Origin of the sequence: Luteimonas sp. FCS-9 (assembly GCF_001014645.1) — a bacterium.
Classification (GTDB): domain Bacteria; phylum Pseudomonadota; class Gammaproteobacteria; order Xanthomonadales; family Xanthomonadaceae; genus Luteimonas.
This window is the reverse complement of sequence record NZ_LASZ01000025.1, coordinates 1-16,643: the sequence shown is the minus strand read 5'-3', so window position 1 is coordinate 16,643 and position 16,643 is coordinate 1. Positions and strand designations below refer to the sequence as shown.

Below are 16,643 nucleotides of genomic sequence, written 5' to 3'. Positions count from 1 at the left end.
ACAGCGGTGGAGGCAGGCGCGTGGAGGCGCCGTTGGGTGGCATTGGCGGTGGCACTGGCCTGCGGCGTGGCCGCCGACGCCGCAAACGCGACGCGCATCGATGCCGGTTTCCGGTACGGCGCGCTGCAGCTGCGCTTCTCCGAACCGATGCAGGTGTGGGACAACCCGCGCGGCGGCGACCTCGTCCGGCTGGAGCCGGCGCTGCCCGCGACCTGCAGCTGGAGCAGCGAGCTGTCGCTGGATTGCGATTTCGGCGATGCCGAGCCGGCCGCGGCGACCCGCTACCGCATCCATGTCGCCGCCGGCCTGACGACGCAACGCGGCGCCGCCGTCGCGCCACAGGTGCTGGAGGCGGAGACGCAACGGCCGACGCTGTCGGCATCCGCCCTCCGGTGGCGCGACGGACTGCCGACGCTGCGCATCGAGTCCGCGCTGCCGGGCACGCGCGAGGCCGTGGCCGCCGCGCTGCGCCTGGACGTCGACGGCCGGACGGTGGCCGTGCCGGTATCGTCGCTGACGCCGGTCTCCGGTTCGACCTGGAACGGTGCGGCGCGCTTCGACCTCGCGCTGGACACGGTCGGCATGCCCGACGGGCACGACCAGATCGTCGAGCTCTCGATCCGGCCCGGCCTGCGCAGCACCGCCGGACCGTTGCCCGGCACGCAGGACACGTCGCTGGTGCGGGCGCTGGCGCGCGAGTCCTTCCGCATCCGCGGCGGGCGCTGCGCCGCGCCGCAACGCACCGCGTACGCGCGCAATCGCACAGGGACGGTCGCGCTGGCATGCCTCGCCGGCGAACCGGTCGAACTGTGGTTCTCGCATCCGCTCGACCCGGCCGACGAGGCGCGCTGGGTCGCGTCGCTGCCGGCGGGCGCCGTCTTCCTCGGCTGGTCTGCCCAGTCCGGCGTCCATGCCGACGACGACCGCCCGATCGCGGGCGCACCGGGCCGGTCGGCGCGCGTCGTGTTCGATACGCCCGGCGTCGACGCCACCATCGACGTGCGTGGCGAACTGCATGCGGCGGGCACCTCGACGCCGATCGAGCCGGCGCGGATCGAGCTGCGGATCGGGCCGTCGCGACCGGCGCTGCGCGCGCCCGAACAGCGCCGCCTGGTCGCAGGCGCCGATCGGATCCCGCCAGTGCTGGCCGAAGCGGTCAACACCGCGCGCGTCGACATCGACGTGACCGGCGTCGGCCGTACGCACCACATCGGCCATGCGCTGGCCGAGGCGCCCGCGGACGCAACGGCGCAGCCGATCGCCTCCGAGGTCACGACGCGCGTGCTGGGCGAGGGCGGCTGGGTCCGCTGGCGCCCGGATGCCGGCGCGCGTCCGTCGATGCTGGAGTTCGCCGCGCCCGCCTTCGACCTGTTCGCGGTCGCCGGGCGCCACGAGGTGCTCGCATGGGCGAACGCCTGGGACGTCGATGCGCCGGTATCCGGCGCCGACGTCGAGTTGCTGTGGATGGACCGTGCCGATACGGCGCCCCGCGTGGTCGCGACCGCGAGGACCGATCGCGACGGCGTGGCGCGGTTGCGCGTGCCCGATGCCGTCGCCGGCGATGCGCTCGGGGCCGACGGCTTTCCAAAGTGGCTGCTGCGCGCGAGCCAGGGGCGTGGCGAACGCGCACGGCGCGCGGTGCTGCCGGCCTGGCAGTCCGCCGACGACGGCGCGACGCTGGGCCGGGTTGCGCCTTTGCAGGTCTGGGGCGTGTCCGACCGGCCGATGTACCGCAGCGGCGACACCGTGCGCTACCGGCTGTGGCAGCGCCAGCGCAGCGGCGGCCGGCTGCTGCGCATCGGGACGTCGCCCGTGCATGCGCTGCAACTGTTCGATCTCGACCGGCACCGGACGATCCTGCGCTGGGACGCCGTCCCCGGCGCCGATGGCGGCATCGATGGCGAACTGGCGCTGCCGGTGCACCTGACCGACGGCACCTACTGCATCGGCGCAGGCGAGGTCCACGCCCTGCGGGGCGCGTGCTTCTTCGTCGGCACCTACCGGGCGCAGGACCTGTGGGTCGAGGCCAGCGGCGAGGCGCCCCGGGTGCTGCGCGACGGCGAGCGCTTCGAGGTGGACCTGTCGGCCGGCTACTACTCCGGCGGGCCGGCCGCGGGCATCGCGCTGTCGCGGATCACCGCGACGGTGACCCCGCGGCGCCTCGCCGACGCGTATCCCGAGCACGCCGCCTACACCTTCATCGAGGCCTTCGCAGGCCACGGCCCGGTCCGGCTGGTCGACGCGGTCGACCCGGCACCGGTGACCGGCGCCGACGGGCGCGCCCGCATCGTCCAGCCGGTCGCGATGCGCACGCCCGACGCCACGCCGGTGCCGTTCGGCGACTTGCGCCTCGTCGCCGAGCTTCGCCCCGGCGACCGCGAAGCCACCGCGAGCAACGCGGCCACCGCGCGCTACAGCCGCTACGCGCGCTTCGTGGGCCTGCAGGTCGAGCCGCGCGCGCTCGACGCCGACACCCCGGTGATGCTGCACGGGCGAGTCATCGATGCCGACGGCGCGCTGGTCGAGGCGCCGGTGGAGGTCGTGGTCGAGTACCAGCCGCACGATGCCGCCGCCGACGCGGCGTCTGGGGTGGTCGCGCGCTGCCGCGTGCCGGGTCGCGATGCGGTGACCTGCGACGTGCCGCGCCAGGCGCCGGGCCGGTACCGGTTCACCGCGCGCAGCGGCGATGCCGCGCCGGCCACGCTGGTGCGCCACGTCTGGGACGGCTGGACGCCAGGCGAGGCGCGACGCGGCGCGACGCTCGAACTGCTGGGACCGGTGGAGGCCGCAGGCGATGCGGCCCGGTTCGCGCTGGGGCAGCCGCACGCACGGGTGCGCGTGCTGCTGGTCTTCGTCGCCGGCGACGACACGCTGCTCGCGCATCGGGTCGAGACGGTCGACGGCGGCGGCGCGCAGTTCGCCTTGCCCACCGGACGCGACTGGCGCGGCACGCCGGTGCTGCATGCGTTCGTCCGCAATGCCGCGCCCTCGTCGGTGACCGGCGGCATCCGCAGGGCGCCCGCCGTGACCGCCTTGCGGGTCGAGGTGCCGATGCCGGCCCGATCCGGGCCGGAGGCGCCGGTCACCGTCGCCTTCGACGTCGGCCAGGCGGCGCCCGGCGACCACCCTCGCGTGCGGCTGCACAACGCCGGCGATCGCCCGCGCGAGATCGTGCTGGCCGTCGTCGACGATGCGCTGCGCGCACTGGCGGCGCCGTTCCTCGCATTCGCCGATCCTGCGGGCCCCGCCTGGCTCGGTGCGCAGTCGTCCTACGGCGCGCCGGCCACGGTGGGATTCTCGCAATGGCGAAACCCCGGACCCTGGGAGGTCCGCCTGCCGTGGGGCCTGGCCGAGGACAGCGCCAGGATGCCGGCTGGACCCGAGGCGCCCCCGGTCATGTTCGACGACCCCAGGCCGATGGATGCGCCCGCGCCGCCTGCGCCGCCCGCGCCGGCGCCTGCCGCCGACATCGGTGCCAGCGTCGATCCTTCGCCCTCGGCGCTCGATCGGGTCGAGGTCACGGGCAGCCGGCTCGCCGAGGCCGCCGCCGACGCCGGCAGCGGCCGTCGCGATCCCGTCGACGTCGCGCGCAGCAGCGGGACGGATCGTGCCCTGCAGGCCCATGCGCGCCTGCGCACGCACTTCGCCGACGCGGCGCTGTGGCTGCCGCGCATCCGGCTGATGCCGGGTGAGACGCGCGAGGTGCCGCTGACGCTGCCCGACAACCTGACCCGCTGGCGGGCGATCGCGTGGAGCAACGATGCCGACGACGACTTCCAGGTCGCGGACGCGACGCTGGACACGGGGTTGCCGCTGGAGGTTCGCCTGCAGACGCCGGTACGCCTGTATCCCGGCGACCGCGCGCGGCTGGCGGCGACCCTGCGCCAGTCCGGCGATGCGACTGCGCAGGTCCAGGGCGTGCTGCAGGTCGACGGTCTCACGCTGCCGGTGCGCGACGCGCAGGCGGTGACGCTCGCGCCGCGTGGCCAGGCCAGCATCGCGACGACCATCGAGCCCGATGCGCCGGGCCCGTTGCAGGTGGTCGCGATGGCGGACGCCGCGGCGGGACGCGACGCCGTCGCCGCGACGGTCGAGGTCGCGCCGCCGACGATCCGCGGCCGTCGCCTGCAGGCCGGCTGGCTGGACGAGGCGCCGCTGGACCTGGCGCTGCCGACGCTGCCGGACAACGCGACCGATGCGCAGTTGCACGTCACGCTGCAGCACGGGATCGCCGGCCTGGTCGCGCGATGGACCGGCGACATGCGCGACTATCGCCACCGCTGCTGGGAGCAGATCCTCAGCCGCGCGGTCGCGGCCGCGCTGGCGCTCGAACGCGGCGACGGTGCGGCGTGGCCCGACGCCGAGGCCGTGGTGCGCGAAGCGCTCGACAACGCCGCGGTGTTCCAGAACCGTGGCGGTGATTTCCGCTTCTTCGCCGACAGCGAGGAAGCGACGTACAGTGGCGCACGCGCGCAGCTCGCGCTGACCGCGTGGTCGGTCCGGGCATTCGACACGCTGCGCGGCCTGGGATATCCGGTCGACGCCGAGATCGACCGGCGCGCCCGCGACTTCCTCGCCGGCCGTGCACGCGCGCCGCTGCCGGCCGCGCCCGATGTCGTCGCGGCCAACGAGCGCGCGTTTGCGCTCGGCGCGTTCGGCAATGCGCCGGCCCCGCTGCTCGACGACGCGTTCGCGCGCTGGGACCTGCTCGCGATGCCCGCCCGCATCGCGCTGACGGTGGGCCTGCGTCATGCGCAGCATCCGTCGGCCGACATTGCGCTCGCCCGCCTGTTGCAGGCGGCACCGGCGCAGGGCCCCGTGCGCACGCTGCGGGGCGACGGCGATGCCACGCGCTGGATGGGCTCGCCGCTGCGCGAGCAGTGCGCGCTGGTCGACCTGCTGCGCGGCGATGCCGCCCATGCGGCCGCGCGCCGCGCGTTGATCGCCGGGCTGGGCGATCTGTACGCAGGCGGCGCGCCCGCCGTCGACACGCAGAGCGGGGCGATGTGCCTGCTGGCGTTGCGCGATGTCGCGCGCCCGGAGACAGGCACGATCTCGGCGACGCTGCAGCCCGGCACCCCGGCCGAGCGCACGCTGACCGTCCCGCCCGGCGAGGTGCAGGCCGGATGGCAGGGTGCGCTGCCCGCGGACGGCCGGCTCGCGGCGATCCGCAACCGCTCGTCGGGCGACGCGCCGGCGGGGTACATCGCGGAGGTGGTCTTCGACGAGGATGCGCGCCAGGCGCGCGCCTCGGCGCTTGGTTTTTCGATCGAGCGCCAGTATGCCGTGCTGCGCGACGGCGGGTGGGCGCCGATCGCCGATGCGGACGTGCGCGAAGGCGACTGGCTGCGCGTCACGCTGACGATGCGCACCACGGCGCCGCGCTACTTCGTCGCGGTCACCGATGCGGTGCCGGGCGGCCTGCGGCCGACCGACCTGGCGCTGGGCGCGATCGCAGGGCTCGACCTGCAGCAGGTGTCGGACACGGGCAGCGCCTGGTTCGCGACGCGTCGCCTCGATCCGCGTGCGCCGCGCTTCTACGCCGAGCATCTACCGGCGGGGACGCACGCCCTGCACTACTTCGCGCGCGCGGGCAACGGCGGCGACTACCTCGCTGCGCCTGCGACCGCCGAACTGATGTACGGCGGCGCCAGCCACGCGCGGACCGAGGCGCAACGGATCGTCGTCGCGCCGTCCGGGCCGTAGGCGCCGTAGGAGCGCGCTCGCGCGCGATGAGGCCTTCCTGGTGCAGCGTCATTCGCGCGCGAGCGCGCTCCTACAAAGGGCGCGCGGTCAGCGGCGCTGCTGCGCGGGCACGAACTGCGTCTCCACCGCCTCGGCGAGCTGGTCGGGCGGCAGCAGGCCCTGGTCGAGCAGGAAGTTGTTGAAGGCGCGGCGGTCGAACGTCTCGCCCAGCGCGAGCTCGGTGCGCATGCGCAGTTCGAGGATGCGCGTGTAGCCGTAGAAGTAGCTCGTCGCCTGGCCGGGTGCGTTGACGGTGTAGCGGTCGAGTTCCTGGCGCGCCATCGCCGGCGACAGCATCACTTCCTCGGTCAGCACGCGGCCGGCGCGCTCGCGGTCGATCAGGCCGAGGTTGAGCATCGGATCGAGCATCGCGCGCGCGGCGCGCAGCAGCCGGAACTGCAGCGCGATCAGCTGGCCGTCGAGCGGCTCGTAGGGCACCAGTTCGGCCTCGGCGTACAGCGCCCAGCCCTCGACGTTGACCGAGTTGAACGCGAACATCGAGCGCGCCAGCGACACGCCGCGCTCGACCATCGCGGTGAACTGCAGCTCGTGGCCCGGCCGGCCCTCGTGCGCGGACAGCGTCCAGCGCACCGCGTCGAAGTTGAAGTCGTCGTAGGCATCGCCTTCACCGTCGCCGCCGGGATTGCCCAGCGGCAGCACGAACGTGCCCTGCTGGCCGGTGTTGCCGACCAGCGGCGCCGGGCGGAAGTGTGGCGCCGGCGACGCGGCCGATTCGGCGGCCGAACCCAGTCGCATCTGCATCTGCCGCTGCGGCACGTCGACGATGTTTTCGCGCTCGATGATCGGGTCGATCGCATCGATGACGTCGCGGTAGCTGGCTTCCAACTTGTCGTCGGGAATCGCGTCGCGCTTGAGCGCGGCGATCACGCCTCGGTAATCGGTCGCATCGATGCCTTTGTCCTTCGCAACCAGCGGCGCGAGCTGCTGCATCTGCGCGCGGATTTCCATGAAGGCCAGCTGCGCGCGCTGCATCAGCAACTGCGGATCGATGTCGGTGCCGTACTGCTTGAGGCCGAACGCGTAGAGCTCGGGCGGCAGCCGGGTGTCCTCGCGCGCCTTCGGCAGCACGGTCGCGCGGGTCCAGTCGGCGTAGGCGGTGATTTCCTTGGCGATCGCGTCGAGCGCCGGTTCGGCACCTTCGACCCGGTATTCCTCGAACAGCTTGCGGATGCCGGCGATGTAGGTGTCGGCGCTGTCGAGCGCGCGCTGCACCTCGAGCTTCGTCGGCTGCAGCAGCTCGGGATTCGCCAGCCGCTCCTCGTAGCGCTGGCGCGCGAGCGTGGTGATCGGCGTGCTGCCCTCGGCGAGTCCTGCGTAGCGCTGCAGGCGGGCGAGGGCGTGCGCGCGCCGCTCGGGCGGCGTCTGCGCCGACAGCAGGCCGTTGATGCCGCCGAAGATCAGCTGCGGCGCGTCGGTCCACGGCAGCAGGTACCGTTCGTTGAGCGTGCTGCCCTCGACGCTCTCGTCGATGCTGGTCAACAGGATCTGCAGGTCCTGGCGCACGTTGGCGTCGCGCTCGAGCTCGAGCTGGGTCTGCAGCTTCGCGCGTGCGCCCGCCATCGCCTCGCGATAGCGCCGCGGGTGGTCGGGCCCGAGGTCGGCGACGCGGTCGTCGTAGCCCGGGACGCCGAAGAAGCCGGCCGACTCGGGCTGGAACGGCGCCTGCGCGTCGATCAGGATCTGCGCGAGCGTGTTGCTGCGTTCGACCCACGCGGGCGACGCCGCCTGCGGCGCGTTCACGGTGGCCGCATCGCGCGGGTGGGCGCCGGCCGCGAACGGCGCGGCGAGCGTCAGGGCGATGGCGAGGACGAGCGGCTTCATGGCGTGATCCGGCGGCGGCGACCGGCCCACCGTAGACCCCGCGCCGCGGGCCGGCAATGGCCCGGAGGTCACTGCCCGATCGCGGGTGCGCCGATCCCGGTGTCGTCGTCGACCAGCGTCACCATGCCGGCGCCTGACTCCTCGACGAAGAACAGCGAGGCGTAGCGCCACTGGCCGCGTGCGCGCCCGGCTTCGACGAACAGCGTGCCGCTGCCGTCGGGCCCGGTCAGTGTGACCATGAGGTCCGCTTCGCCCGAGCCGCCGCCGGTGGTCGAACTGCTGACGCTGCCCATCGGCATGAAGCCCTCGGTCATCGGCTCGCCGATCAGCGCGACCATTTCCGGGTGCGCCCGGGCCCGTGCGACCGCATCCTGGTAGACGTCCGAGCCGATCAGGCTGCCGCGGATCCCGAACAGCAGCGCGGCGAACGCGGCGGCGGCCAGCGCGAGCGCCGAGACGATCGCCACCGGCAGCGCCCACTTCCAGTTCCGCTGCCACCAGCCGCGCGGCGGCGGTGCGGCGTGTGGAACGGTGGGGCCGGCGGGCAGAGGCGGGGGCGTGGCGGACATGCGGGACGCTCCGGGTGCGTCAGGGCGCGAGGCAGCGCTGGAGGAAGGCCTCGGTGGTGCGGTAGCGGTGCAGGGCGTCGCGGCCGCGCAGGCCGTGCTTGGCGCCGGGGTAGGTCATCAGCTCGAACGGCGTACCGGCCGCCTGCAGCTGGCTCATCAGTTGGGTCGCGTTGGTGAACAGCACGTTGTCGTCGGCCATGCCGTGGATCAGCAGCAGGGCATTGGGGCGGATCCTGTCGGCATGGGTGAACACGCTGGCCTCGCGATAGCCGCCGACGTTGGTCTTGGGCAGGCCCATGTAGCGCTCGGTGTAGTGCGTGTCGTAGAGCGCCCAGTCGGCGACCGGTGCGCCGGCGACGCCGCAGGCGTAGGCCTCCGGCGCCTTGCCCAGCAGCATCAGCGTCATGTAGCCGCCGTTCGACCAACCGTTCACTGCGATGCGGTCGGCGTCGACCCACGGCTGCGCCTTCAACCAGTCCACGCCGCGGACCTGGTCCTCGACCTCGACCGTGCCCTGGCGCCGATACAGGGCGCCGACGAAGTCGCGTCCGCGGCGCGGCGTGCCGCGGTTGTCGAGCGAGAACACCACGTAGCCGCGCTGCGCCAGGTACTGGTGGAAGCTCGCATCCGCGCGCCCGGGCCAGGTGTCGAGCACGGTCTGCGAGGCCGGCCCGCCGTAGACGTACACCACGACCGGATAGCGCTTGGACGCATCGAAGTCCGCCGGCCGGATCAGCGAGTAATGCAACGGCGTGTGCCCGTCGGCTGCGGTCAGCGTGCCGAACTCGGTGGGCAAGTGCGCGGCCCGATAGGGCGCGTAGGGGTGGTCGGCCGCGGCGAGGTCGTTGTCGACTAGCGTGGCGACCTGCGTGCCGTCGGCGCGGTGCAGGGCGATCTGCGGCGGGGTGGTGGTGTTCGACCAGCTGTCGACGTAGACCGATGCGTTGCGCGCGAAACTGGCGGTGTGCATGCCGGGCGCCGCCGACAGCGCGGTGTAGGCCTGCCGGCCATCGAGGCCGACACTGAAGAGCCGCGATTCGAGCGGGCGGGCGACGGCCTTGCCGTCCTCGAGTGCCATGCCCGCGCGGAAGTACACGCGCCCGGCCGCCTCGTCGACGGCCAGCAGCGCGTCGACCGGCCAGTCGCCGCGCGTGAGCTGCGTCGCTCGGCGTCCGTCCTCACTCATCACGTACAGGTGCTGGAAACCGTCGCGTTCGGACGACCACACGAAGCGGCCATCCGGCAGGAACCGCAGGTCGTCGTGCAGCGGCACCCAGGTGCGGCTGCGCTCGACGAGCAGCGTGCGCTGGCGGCCGGTGGCGAGCGTGGCCTCGATGAGCTCCAGCGTCTGCTGGTCGCGCGACTGGCGCTGGAACGTCAGCCGTCCGGCGTCGCGCCACTGCACGCGCGCGAGATAGATGTCGGGATCGGGGCCGAGGTCGATGCCGGACGCCGCGCCGCCCTGGGGCGCGACCACGTGCAGCGAGATGCGCACGTTGTCGTCGCCGGCGGCCGGATAGCGCTGCTCGACGACCTCGGTGCGGTCGGGATAGACCTCGTAGCGCTTCTGCACCGGCACCGGCGATTCGTCGATGCGCGCGTACGCGATCGCGCTGTCGTCGGGCGCCCACCAGTAGCCGGTGTGGCGGCCCATCTCCTCGTCGGCGACGAACTCGGCGATGCCGTTGCCGATCACCTCGCTGCCGTCGTGCGTGAGCCGGCGCTCGGTGCCGCTCGCCAGGTCCACGACCCACAGGTCGCGCGCACGGATGAAGCTGACGAAGCCTCCGCGCGGCGAGACCTTCGGGTCGGTGGCGAACCCGCCGCCGTCGGTGAGCTTGCGCACCGCGTCGCGGCCGGATTTCGCTAGGTCGTAGAGATACAGTTCGCCGCCGAGCGGGAACAGCAGCGTGCGCGCATCCGGCGCCCACTGGTAGTCGACGATGCCCGACTGCCCCGCGATGCGCTGGCGCTCGCGTCGGGCCTTCTCCTCGTCGCTGAGCGTCTCCTCGCCCGGCAGCACGACCTTCGAATCGACCAGCATCCGGGTCTGCCCGCTGGCGATGTCGTATTCCCACAGATCGAGCTGGTTGCGGTTCTCGTCCTTGCCGCGCAGAAACGTCACCCGCGAGCCGTCCGGCGCGACCTGCGGCTTGAGCAACGTCGGCCCGGACAACGGCGCGTCACCGGTGATCGCCTCGAGCGTGAGTCGCCCGTCGGCGGGGGATGTGGCGGGCTGGGCGGACACGGTCGTGGCGAGCATCAGGGCGGCAGCGGCAAGGACGGAGCGCATGGCGGGTCCAGTGGAGCGGGGGATGGGAGTGTATCGGGTCGCTGCGCCTCCGCCTGCCACACACTGCACCGTCCGACCGCGCGCCGAGCCGGGGCCACCTGCGGCGCAGTCAGCGGCGCCCCTGCCCGAACAGCAGCTTCTTCTCGTCCTCGCTCATCGGCTTGCCGGCATTCGGATTGACTTCCTTCGCCTTCGCATATGCGCGCTGCGTGGCCGGACGCGCGGCGATCGCGGCCTGCCAGCGGCGGACCTCGGGATAGGGCGTCATATCGATCGGGGCCTTGTCGTAGACGCCGATCCATGGGTAGGCGGCCATATCGGCGATCGAGTACGCATCACCGACGATGAAGTCGCGGCCTGCCAGGCGCGTATCGAGTACCTGCAGCAGCCGGTTGGCCTCGTTGGTGTAGCGCTCGATCGCGTAGGGGATCTTCTCGGGCGCATAGACGTTGAAGTGGCCGTACTGGCCGGTCATCGGCCCCAGGCCCGCCATCTGCCAGAACAGCCACTCCAGCGCCTCGATGCGCTTGCGTGGGTCGGCCGGCAGGAAGCGGCCGGTCTTCTCGGCCAGGTACAGCAGGATCGCGCCGGATTCGAACACCGTCTGCGGTGCGCCGCCGTCGGCCGGGGCGTGGTCGACGATCGCCGGCATCTTGTTGTTCGGCGAGAACGCCAGGAACTCGGGCTTGAACTGGTCGCCCTTGCCGATGTCGACGGGCTGGACGCGGTAGTCGAGGCCGGCTTCCTCGAGGAACAAAGTGACCTTGTGGCCGTTCGGGGTGGGCCAGTAATGCAGGTCGATCATGGGCGGGACGCTCCGCTGACAGGGTGCGTCGAGTCTAGGCGCCCTGCGCGGGTGCGGCGTGGACGCCCGGTGGACCGCTGCGTTGCGTGGGTGTCCTCAGGGCTGCTTGGAGGGCCCGTGCCCCCACCCGGCGCGCGGGCGCGCCGACCTCCCCCGCGGGCGGGGGAGGTAAGAAAGCGCGGCGCCCACGGACGATGACCACGTCCGACCTCCCCCGCGGGCGGGGGAGGTGATCCCGGAGGGCGTCGCGCAGGCCGGTTCCGTGCCGCGCCCGGATCCGGGCGCGGGTGTGGACGCGCGCGGCCTACTGCGCCGGGCAGGCGATCATGTGTTCGGCCTGCGCGCCCTTGCCGACCTCGGCCAGGCCGAGCGTCAGGCCGGCGCCGGCGCGGACAACCAGCGGGCGGTCGATGCGGGTGGTGTCGGCGCCGCGTGCGCGCAGGCAGTCCAGCGGCACGCCGATCCGCACCCATTCGCCGCGCGGCAGCGCGGCCAGCGCGTCGCCGACCGGCAGCTCGGCGGTGCAGTCCTTGCCGCAGCCGACGGCGAGCTTCACGCCGCCCTGTGCGGGCAGCGCGTCGACGCGGATCGTCGCGGTCAGCACGGCCTCGCCTTCGGCGCCGAGGTCGGTCGGCGAATGCGACAGCAGTTCGGCGGTCGCCTCGCCGGTCCAGGTGAGCAGGCGCGCGCCTTCCTGGGTCTGGTAGTCGACCGCGGCCAGTGTCAGCGTGCCGTCCGGGGTTGCCACGCGCGGATGCAGCACGTCGGCGCCGCGGCCGTCGGCACCGGTGACGACCAGGCGGATGCCCGGGCCGGGCACGCCGCGCGCGAAGAACGGCGCATTCTTGCCGTCGTCGGCGCTGACGCCGGCATCCTCGGGCAGCGGCGCAAGATCGCCGGCATCGGCGTAGGTCAGGCCGAAGCCGAATGCGAACAGCGGGTCGTAGCCGTCTATGCCGACGTTGTTGACGTACTGGTCGGCGCGGCGCGGCCAGGAGAAGCCGAGCTTGCCCTTGAAGTCGTGCTGCGGCTGGCCGTCGGCGCCGCGCAGCAGCACGTCGGCGATGCCCGCGCCCTCCGAGCCCGGCAGCCACGCGGCGACGAATGCATCGGAGGCATTGAGTTCGCGGTTCACCCACAGCGGACGGCCGCTCAGGAACACCGAGACGACCGGGATGCCCTCGGCGCGCAGGCGCTTGATCAGCTCGAGGTCTGCATCGTTGCCGGGCTTGTAGAGCAGGTTCGGCAGGTCGCCGAGGAACTCGGCGTAGGGATCCTCGCCGAACACCACGATCGCCACGTCCGGCTTCTGCCGGTACTTGCCGTCGACCGCCAGCTGCGCGCTGCCGCCTGCGGCCTCGACCTGGGTGCGGATGCCGTCCCAGATGCTGTCGGCGTTCGGATAGTCGGCGCGCTTGGTGCCGGTGCCCTGCCAGTTGAGCGTCCAGCCGCCGGACTGCTTGCCCAGATCGTCGGCGCCGTCGCCGGCCACCAACACGTGCTGCTTGGGCGAGAGCGGCAGCACGCGGCCCTGGTTCTTGAGCAGCACCAGCGACTCGCGCACGGCGCGACGCGCGACCTCGCGGTGCTCGGGCGCGCCGAGCAGCTCGAACCTGCCGCCGAGCGCGCGTTCGGAGGGGCGCGGCTTCTCGAACAGGCCCATGCGGAACTTCACCCGGAGCACGCGGCGCACCGCGTCGTCGAGCCGCGCCATTGGGATCTCGCCCGACTTCACGTGCGCGAGCGTGCTCTCGTAGAGGCCGCGCCAGCTGTCGGGCGCCATCGCCAGGTCGAGGCCGGCGTTGAACGTGGCGGCGCAGTCGGTGGTCGTGCAGCCCGGCAGCTGGCCGTGGCCGTTCCAGTCGCCGACGACCAGCCCGCCGAAGTTCATCCGGTCCTTGAGCACGTCGGTCAGCAGGGCGCGATGGCCGTGCAGGCGTTCGCCGTGGAAGCTGTTGAACGAGGCCATGACCGCCTGCGCGCCGGCGGCGATCGCCGGCGGGTAGCCTGCGCCGTGGACGTCGCGCAGCTGCGCGTTGGTGACCTGGGTGTCGCCCTGGTCCTTGCCGCCGACGGTGCCGCCGTCGCCCAGATAGTGCTTGACCGAGACCATCACGTGGTGGTCGTCGAGGAAGTCGGCCGCGCCGGGCTTGCCCTGCATGCCCTCGACCACTGCCGGCGCGAACTGCGCGACGACTTCGGGCGATTCCGAATAGCCCTCGTAGGTGCGGCCCCAGCGATCGTCCTGCGGCACGGCGACGGTCGGCGCGAACGCCCACTCCATGCCGGTGGTGCGGGTCTCGATCGCGGTCACGCGGCCGATCTCGCGCATCAGGTCGGGATTGCGCGTCGCGCCCAGGCCGATGTTGTGCGGGAACAGCGTGGCGCCGACGATGTTGCTCTGGCCGTGCACCGCGTCGATGCCGAAGATCACCGGGATCGCCTTGCCGCCGCCGGCGGTGTCCATCGACGCCTCCCAGAACGCATCGGCGAGCTTCAGCCATTCGGCCGGCGCTGCGTCGTAGCGCCCGCCCGGATCGGAGTTGCCGCCGGCCAGGATCGAGCCCAGCCGGTACTTGCGCAGGTCCTCGGGGGTGATGTCGGCGATGTCGCCCTGGATGATCTGGCCGACCTTTTCCTCGACCGTCAGCGTCGCCAGCAGCGCGTCGACCTTCGCGTCGAGTTCGGTGTCGTCGAACGGCCATGTCACCTCGGGCCACTGCGCCGGATCGACCGCGTTGCTGTCGGCGGCGGGCTGTGCCTGCGCATCGGTCGCCGCGGTGTCGAGCGCCGCGGGCTCGGCACCGCAACCGGCGAGCGCGATGGCGGCGGCCAGCGCGAACAGGCGCAGGCCGGCGGGTCGGGCGGCGCGCCGGCGCATGGCCGGTGTGGGCTGGATGGACATCGTCGGGTTCCCCTCCGCTACGTGGATGTCAGCCGTGCTGACAGCGTTGTCATGAGCGGCGCAGAATACCGCAAGCCGCCAGGGGCGTTTGCTGCAGAGCGGCAAACGCGGACCCCAAGCGTGGATCGGCGAGCACTCGATCCGTGCCCGTCTGGCAGAATCCGCTGCGAAGTCGCACCGAGCCTGGATCCCATCATGCGTGTCCGCATCGAGGACGTCGCCGCAGAGGCCGGCGTGTCCATGAAGACCGTCTCGCGGGTGCTCAACCGCGAGCCCAACGTCGCCGCGGCCACGCGCGCGCGCGTCGAGGCCGCGGTTGGCAAGCTGCGCTACACGCCGCATCCCTCGGCGCGCACGCTGGCCGGACGGCGCTCGTACCTGGTCGCGATGCTCTACGACAACCCGTCGAGCAACTACCTGATGGAGGTCGAGCTCGGCCTGCTCGATGCCTGCAAGGCGCACCACTACAACCTGATGCTCGCGCCGCTGGTCTACGACGCGCGCGACATCGTCGACACGGTCGAGGCGATGGTCGAGCAGTCGCGCCTGGACGGCGTGGTGCTCACGCCACCGATCACCGACGACCCGGCGCTGCTCGCGCGGCTCGACGAGCTCGACGTGCCGTACGCCAGCATCTCGCCGATGGAGGCGCACCGGCGCATCGGCGTGACCGTCGACGAGAGCAGCGCGGTGCGCGAGATGGTCGCGCACCTCGCCTCGCTGGGGCATCGCCGGATCGCGCACATCAAGGGCCACCCGGCGCACGGCGCCACCGGCTGGCGCCTGGCCGGCTATCGCGACGGCCTGCGCGAGGCCGGGCTCGCCTTCGACCCGGCGCTGGTCGTCGACGGCGAGTTCTCGCACGAATCGGGCTTCCGCGCCGCGACGCGGCTGCTCGCGCTGCCCGAGCCGCCGACCGCGATCTTCGCGGCCAACGACGACATGGCCGCCGGCGTGATCTGCGCGGTCTACGAGCTCGGGCTGCAGGTGCCGCGCGACGTGTCGGTCTGCGGTTTCGACGACACGCCGATCTCGCGCCACATCCATCCGGCGCTGACGACGGTGCGCCAGCCCACGCGCGAGATGGGCCAGCTGGCCGGGCTCGAACTGCTCAAGGCGCTGCGCGACCGCGACGAGGCGGGCATGGTCGAGGTCCCGTACACGCTGCAGTTGCGGCGCTCCACCGGGCCCGCGCCCGGTTGATCGCGGCGCTGCGGGCGCCCGATTCACGCACCGCACAATGACAGGACGCGACGCAGCCCGCATCATGGATGTCTATCGGTGGACAACGGTCCGGGGAGGCAGCGCGGGATGGGGAAGGCAGTGAGGGGCGGCGGTTCGCGGCAGGCGATGCGCCGGCGCCGCGCCCGGCCGGGGGGCGGCATCCATGCATGACGGCCAGGCCCTCGTCGCCGGCCTGGACCTCGGCACGCAGAGCGTCAAGCTGGTGGTCTACGACCCGGCCTCGCGGGAGGTGCTGGCGACGCAGGGGCGGGCGCTGGACCTGATCGCCGGCGCCGACGGCAGCCGCGAGCAGCACCCGGCCGATTGGCTCGACGCGATCCGCGGCTGCTTCGCCGCGCTCGACCCGGCACTGCGCGGCCGGATCGCCGCGCTCGGCGTGTCGGGCCAGCAGCACGGCTTCGTGCCGCTCGACGCGCAGGGCGCGGTGCTGGCGCCGGCCAAGCTGTGGTGCGACACCAGCACCAGCGCGCAGTGCGGGCCGATCATGGACGCGGTCGGCGGCGCGGCGGCGTGCATCGCGCAGGCCGGCAACCCGATCCTGGCCGGCTACACCGCCTCCAAGCTGCCGTGGACGAAGGCCCACCGTCCCGAGGTCTACGCACGGCTGGCCGCGATCGCGCTGCCGCACGACTACATCAATCTCTGGCTGACCGGCCAGCGCTGGATGGAGCATGGCGATGCGTCGGGGACCGGCTGGCTCGACGTGCGCACGCGCACCTGGTCGCCGGCGCTGCTGCGCGCGACCGCCCCCGACCGCGACCTCGCAGCCTGCCTGCCGCCATTGGTCGAGCCCGACGCGCTGGTCCCGGTGCTGCCGGCGATCGCGGAAGAACTCGGCCTGTCGCCGGACGTGCGGGTATCGGCCGGCGGCGGCGACAACATGATGGCCGCGATCGGCACCGGCTGCGTGGCGCCGGGCCGGCTGGCGATGAGCCTGGGCACCTCGGGCACGCTGTTCGCCTACAGCGATGTGCCGGTGGTGTCGGATACCGGTGCCTGGGCCGCGTTCTGCGACTCGACCGGCGGCTGGTTGCCGCTGATCTGCACGATGAACTGCACGGTGGCGACCGAGCAGGTGGCGCGGATGTTCGGCTTCGCCACGCGCGAGGGCGATGCGCACATCGATGCGACGCCGCCGGGCGCCGGCGGGCTGACGCTGCTGCCGTTCCTCAACGGCGAGCGCACCCCCGACCTGCCGCTGGGCCGCGGCGTGCTGGCCGGGCTGACGCCGCAGACCAT

General features: G+C 73.0%; 8 protein-coding genes. 3 read left to right on the top strand and 5 right to left on the bottom strand.

Annotated elements, in window-relative coordinates:
• Positions 1 to 36 precede the first annotated feature (36 nt).
• Positions 37 to 5,706 (top strand): alpha-2-macroglobulin family protein, encoded by a 5,670-nt coding sequence (locus WQ56_RS15830; RefSeq protein WP_156170587.1) that lies wholly within the window; start codon positions 37 to 39, stop codon positions 5,704 to 5,706.
• 87 nt (positions 5,707 to 5,793) lie between these two features.
• Here the strand turns inward: WQ56_RS15830 and WQ56_RS15825 are convergent, their stop codons facing one another.
• From WQ56_RS15825 to WQ56_RS15805, 5 genes are all read right to left on the bottom strand, one after another.
• Positions 5,794 to 7,587: a DUF885 domain-containing protein gene (locus WQ56_RS15825; protein WP_047138109.1), complete on the bottom strand. Its 1,794-nt coding sequence runs from the start codon at positions 7,585 to 7,587 to the stop codon at positions 5,794 to 5,796.
• A 68-nt stretch (positions 7,588 to 7,655) separates the two neighbouring features.
• Complete coding sequence (locus WQ56_RS15820) at positions 7,656 to 8,156, bottom strand: cytochrome c oxidase assembly factor Coa1 family protein (RefSeq protein ID WP_052773056.1); 501 nt, start codon at positions 8,154 to 8,156, stop codon at positions 7,656 to 7,658.
• 19 nt (positions 8,157 to 8,175) lie between these two features.
• Positions 8,176 to 10,449, bottom strand: a complete 2,274-nt coding sequence (locus WQ56_RS15815) for a S9 family peptidase (RefSeq protein ID WP_047138108.1) — start codon at positions 10,447 to 10,449, stop codon at positions 8,176 to 8,178.
• 109 nt (positions 10,450 to 10,558) lie between these two features.
• On the bottom strand, positions 10,559 to 11,254 hold the full coding sequence (locus WQ56_RS15810) for a glutathione binding-like protein (RefSeq protein ID WP_047138107.1): 696 nt from the start codon (positions 11,252 to 11,254) through the stop codon (positions 10,559 to 10,561).
• A 304-nt stretch (positions 11,255 to 11,558) separates the two neighbouring features.
• Positions 11,559 to 14,159, bottom strand: a complete 2,601-nt coding sequence (locus WQ56_RS15805) for a glycoside hydrolase family 3 protein (RefSeq protein ID WP_231583440.1) — start codon at positions 14,157 to 14,159, stop codon at positions 11,559 to 11,561.
• Between the two features lie 195 nt (positions 14,160 to 14,354).
• Here WQ56_RS15805 and WQ56_RS15800 point away from each other — a divergent pair, with 195 nt between their 5' ends.
• Together WQ56_RS15800 and xylB are read left to right on the top strand one after the other, a co-directional pair.
• Complete coding sequence (locus WQ56_RS15800) at positions 14,355 to 15,362, top strand: LacI family DNA-binding transcriptional regulator (RefSeq protein WP_047138105.1); 1,008 nt, start codon at positions 14,355 to 14,357, stop codon at positions 15,360 to 15,362.
• A 184-nt stretch (positions 15,363 to 15,546) separates the two neighbouring features.
• Positions 15,547 to 16,643, top strand: a 1,097-nt coding sequence (gene xylB / locus WQ56_RS15795) for a xylulokinase (protein ID WP_047138104.1), incomplete at its 3' end; no start/stop codon positions are given.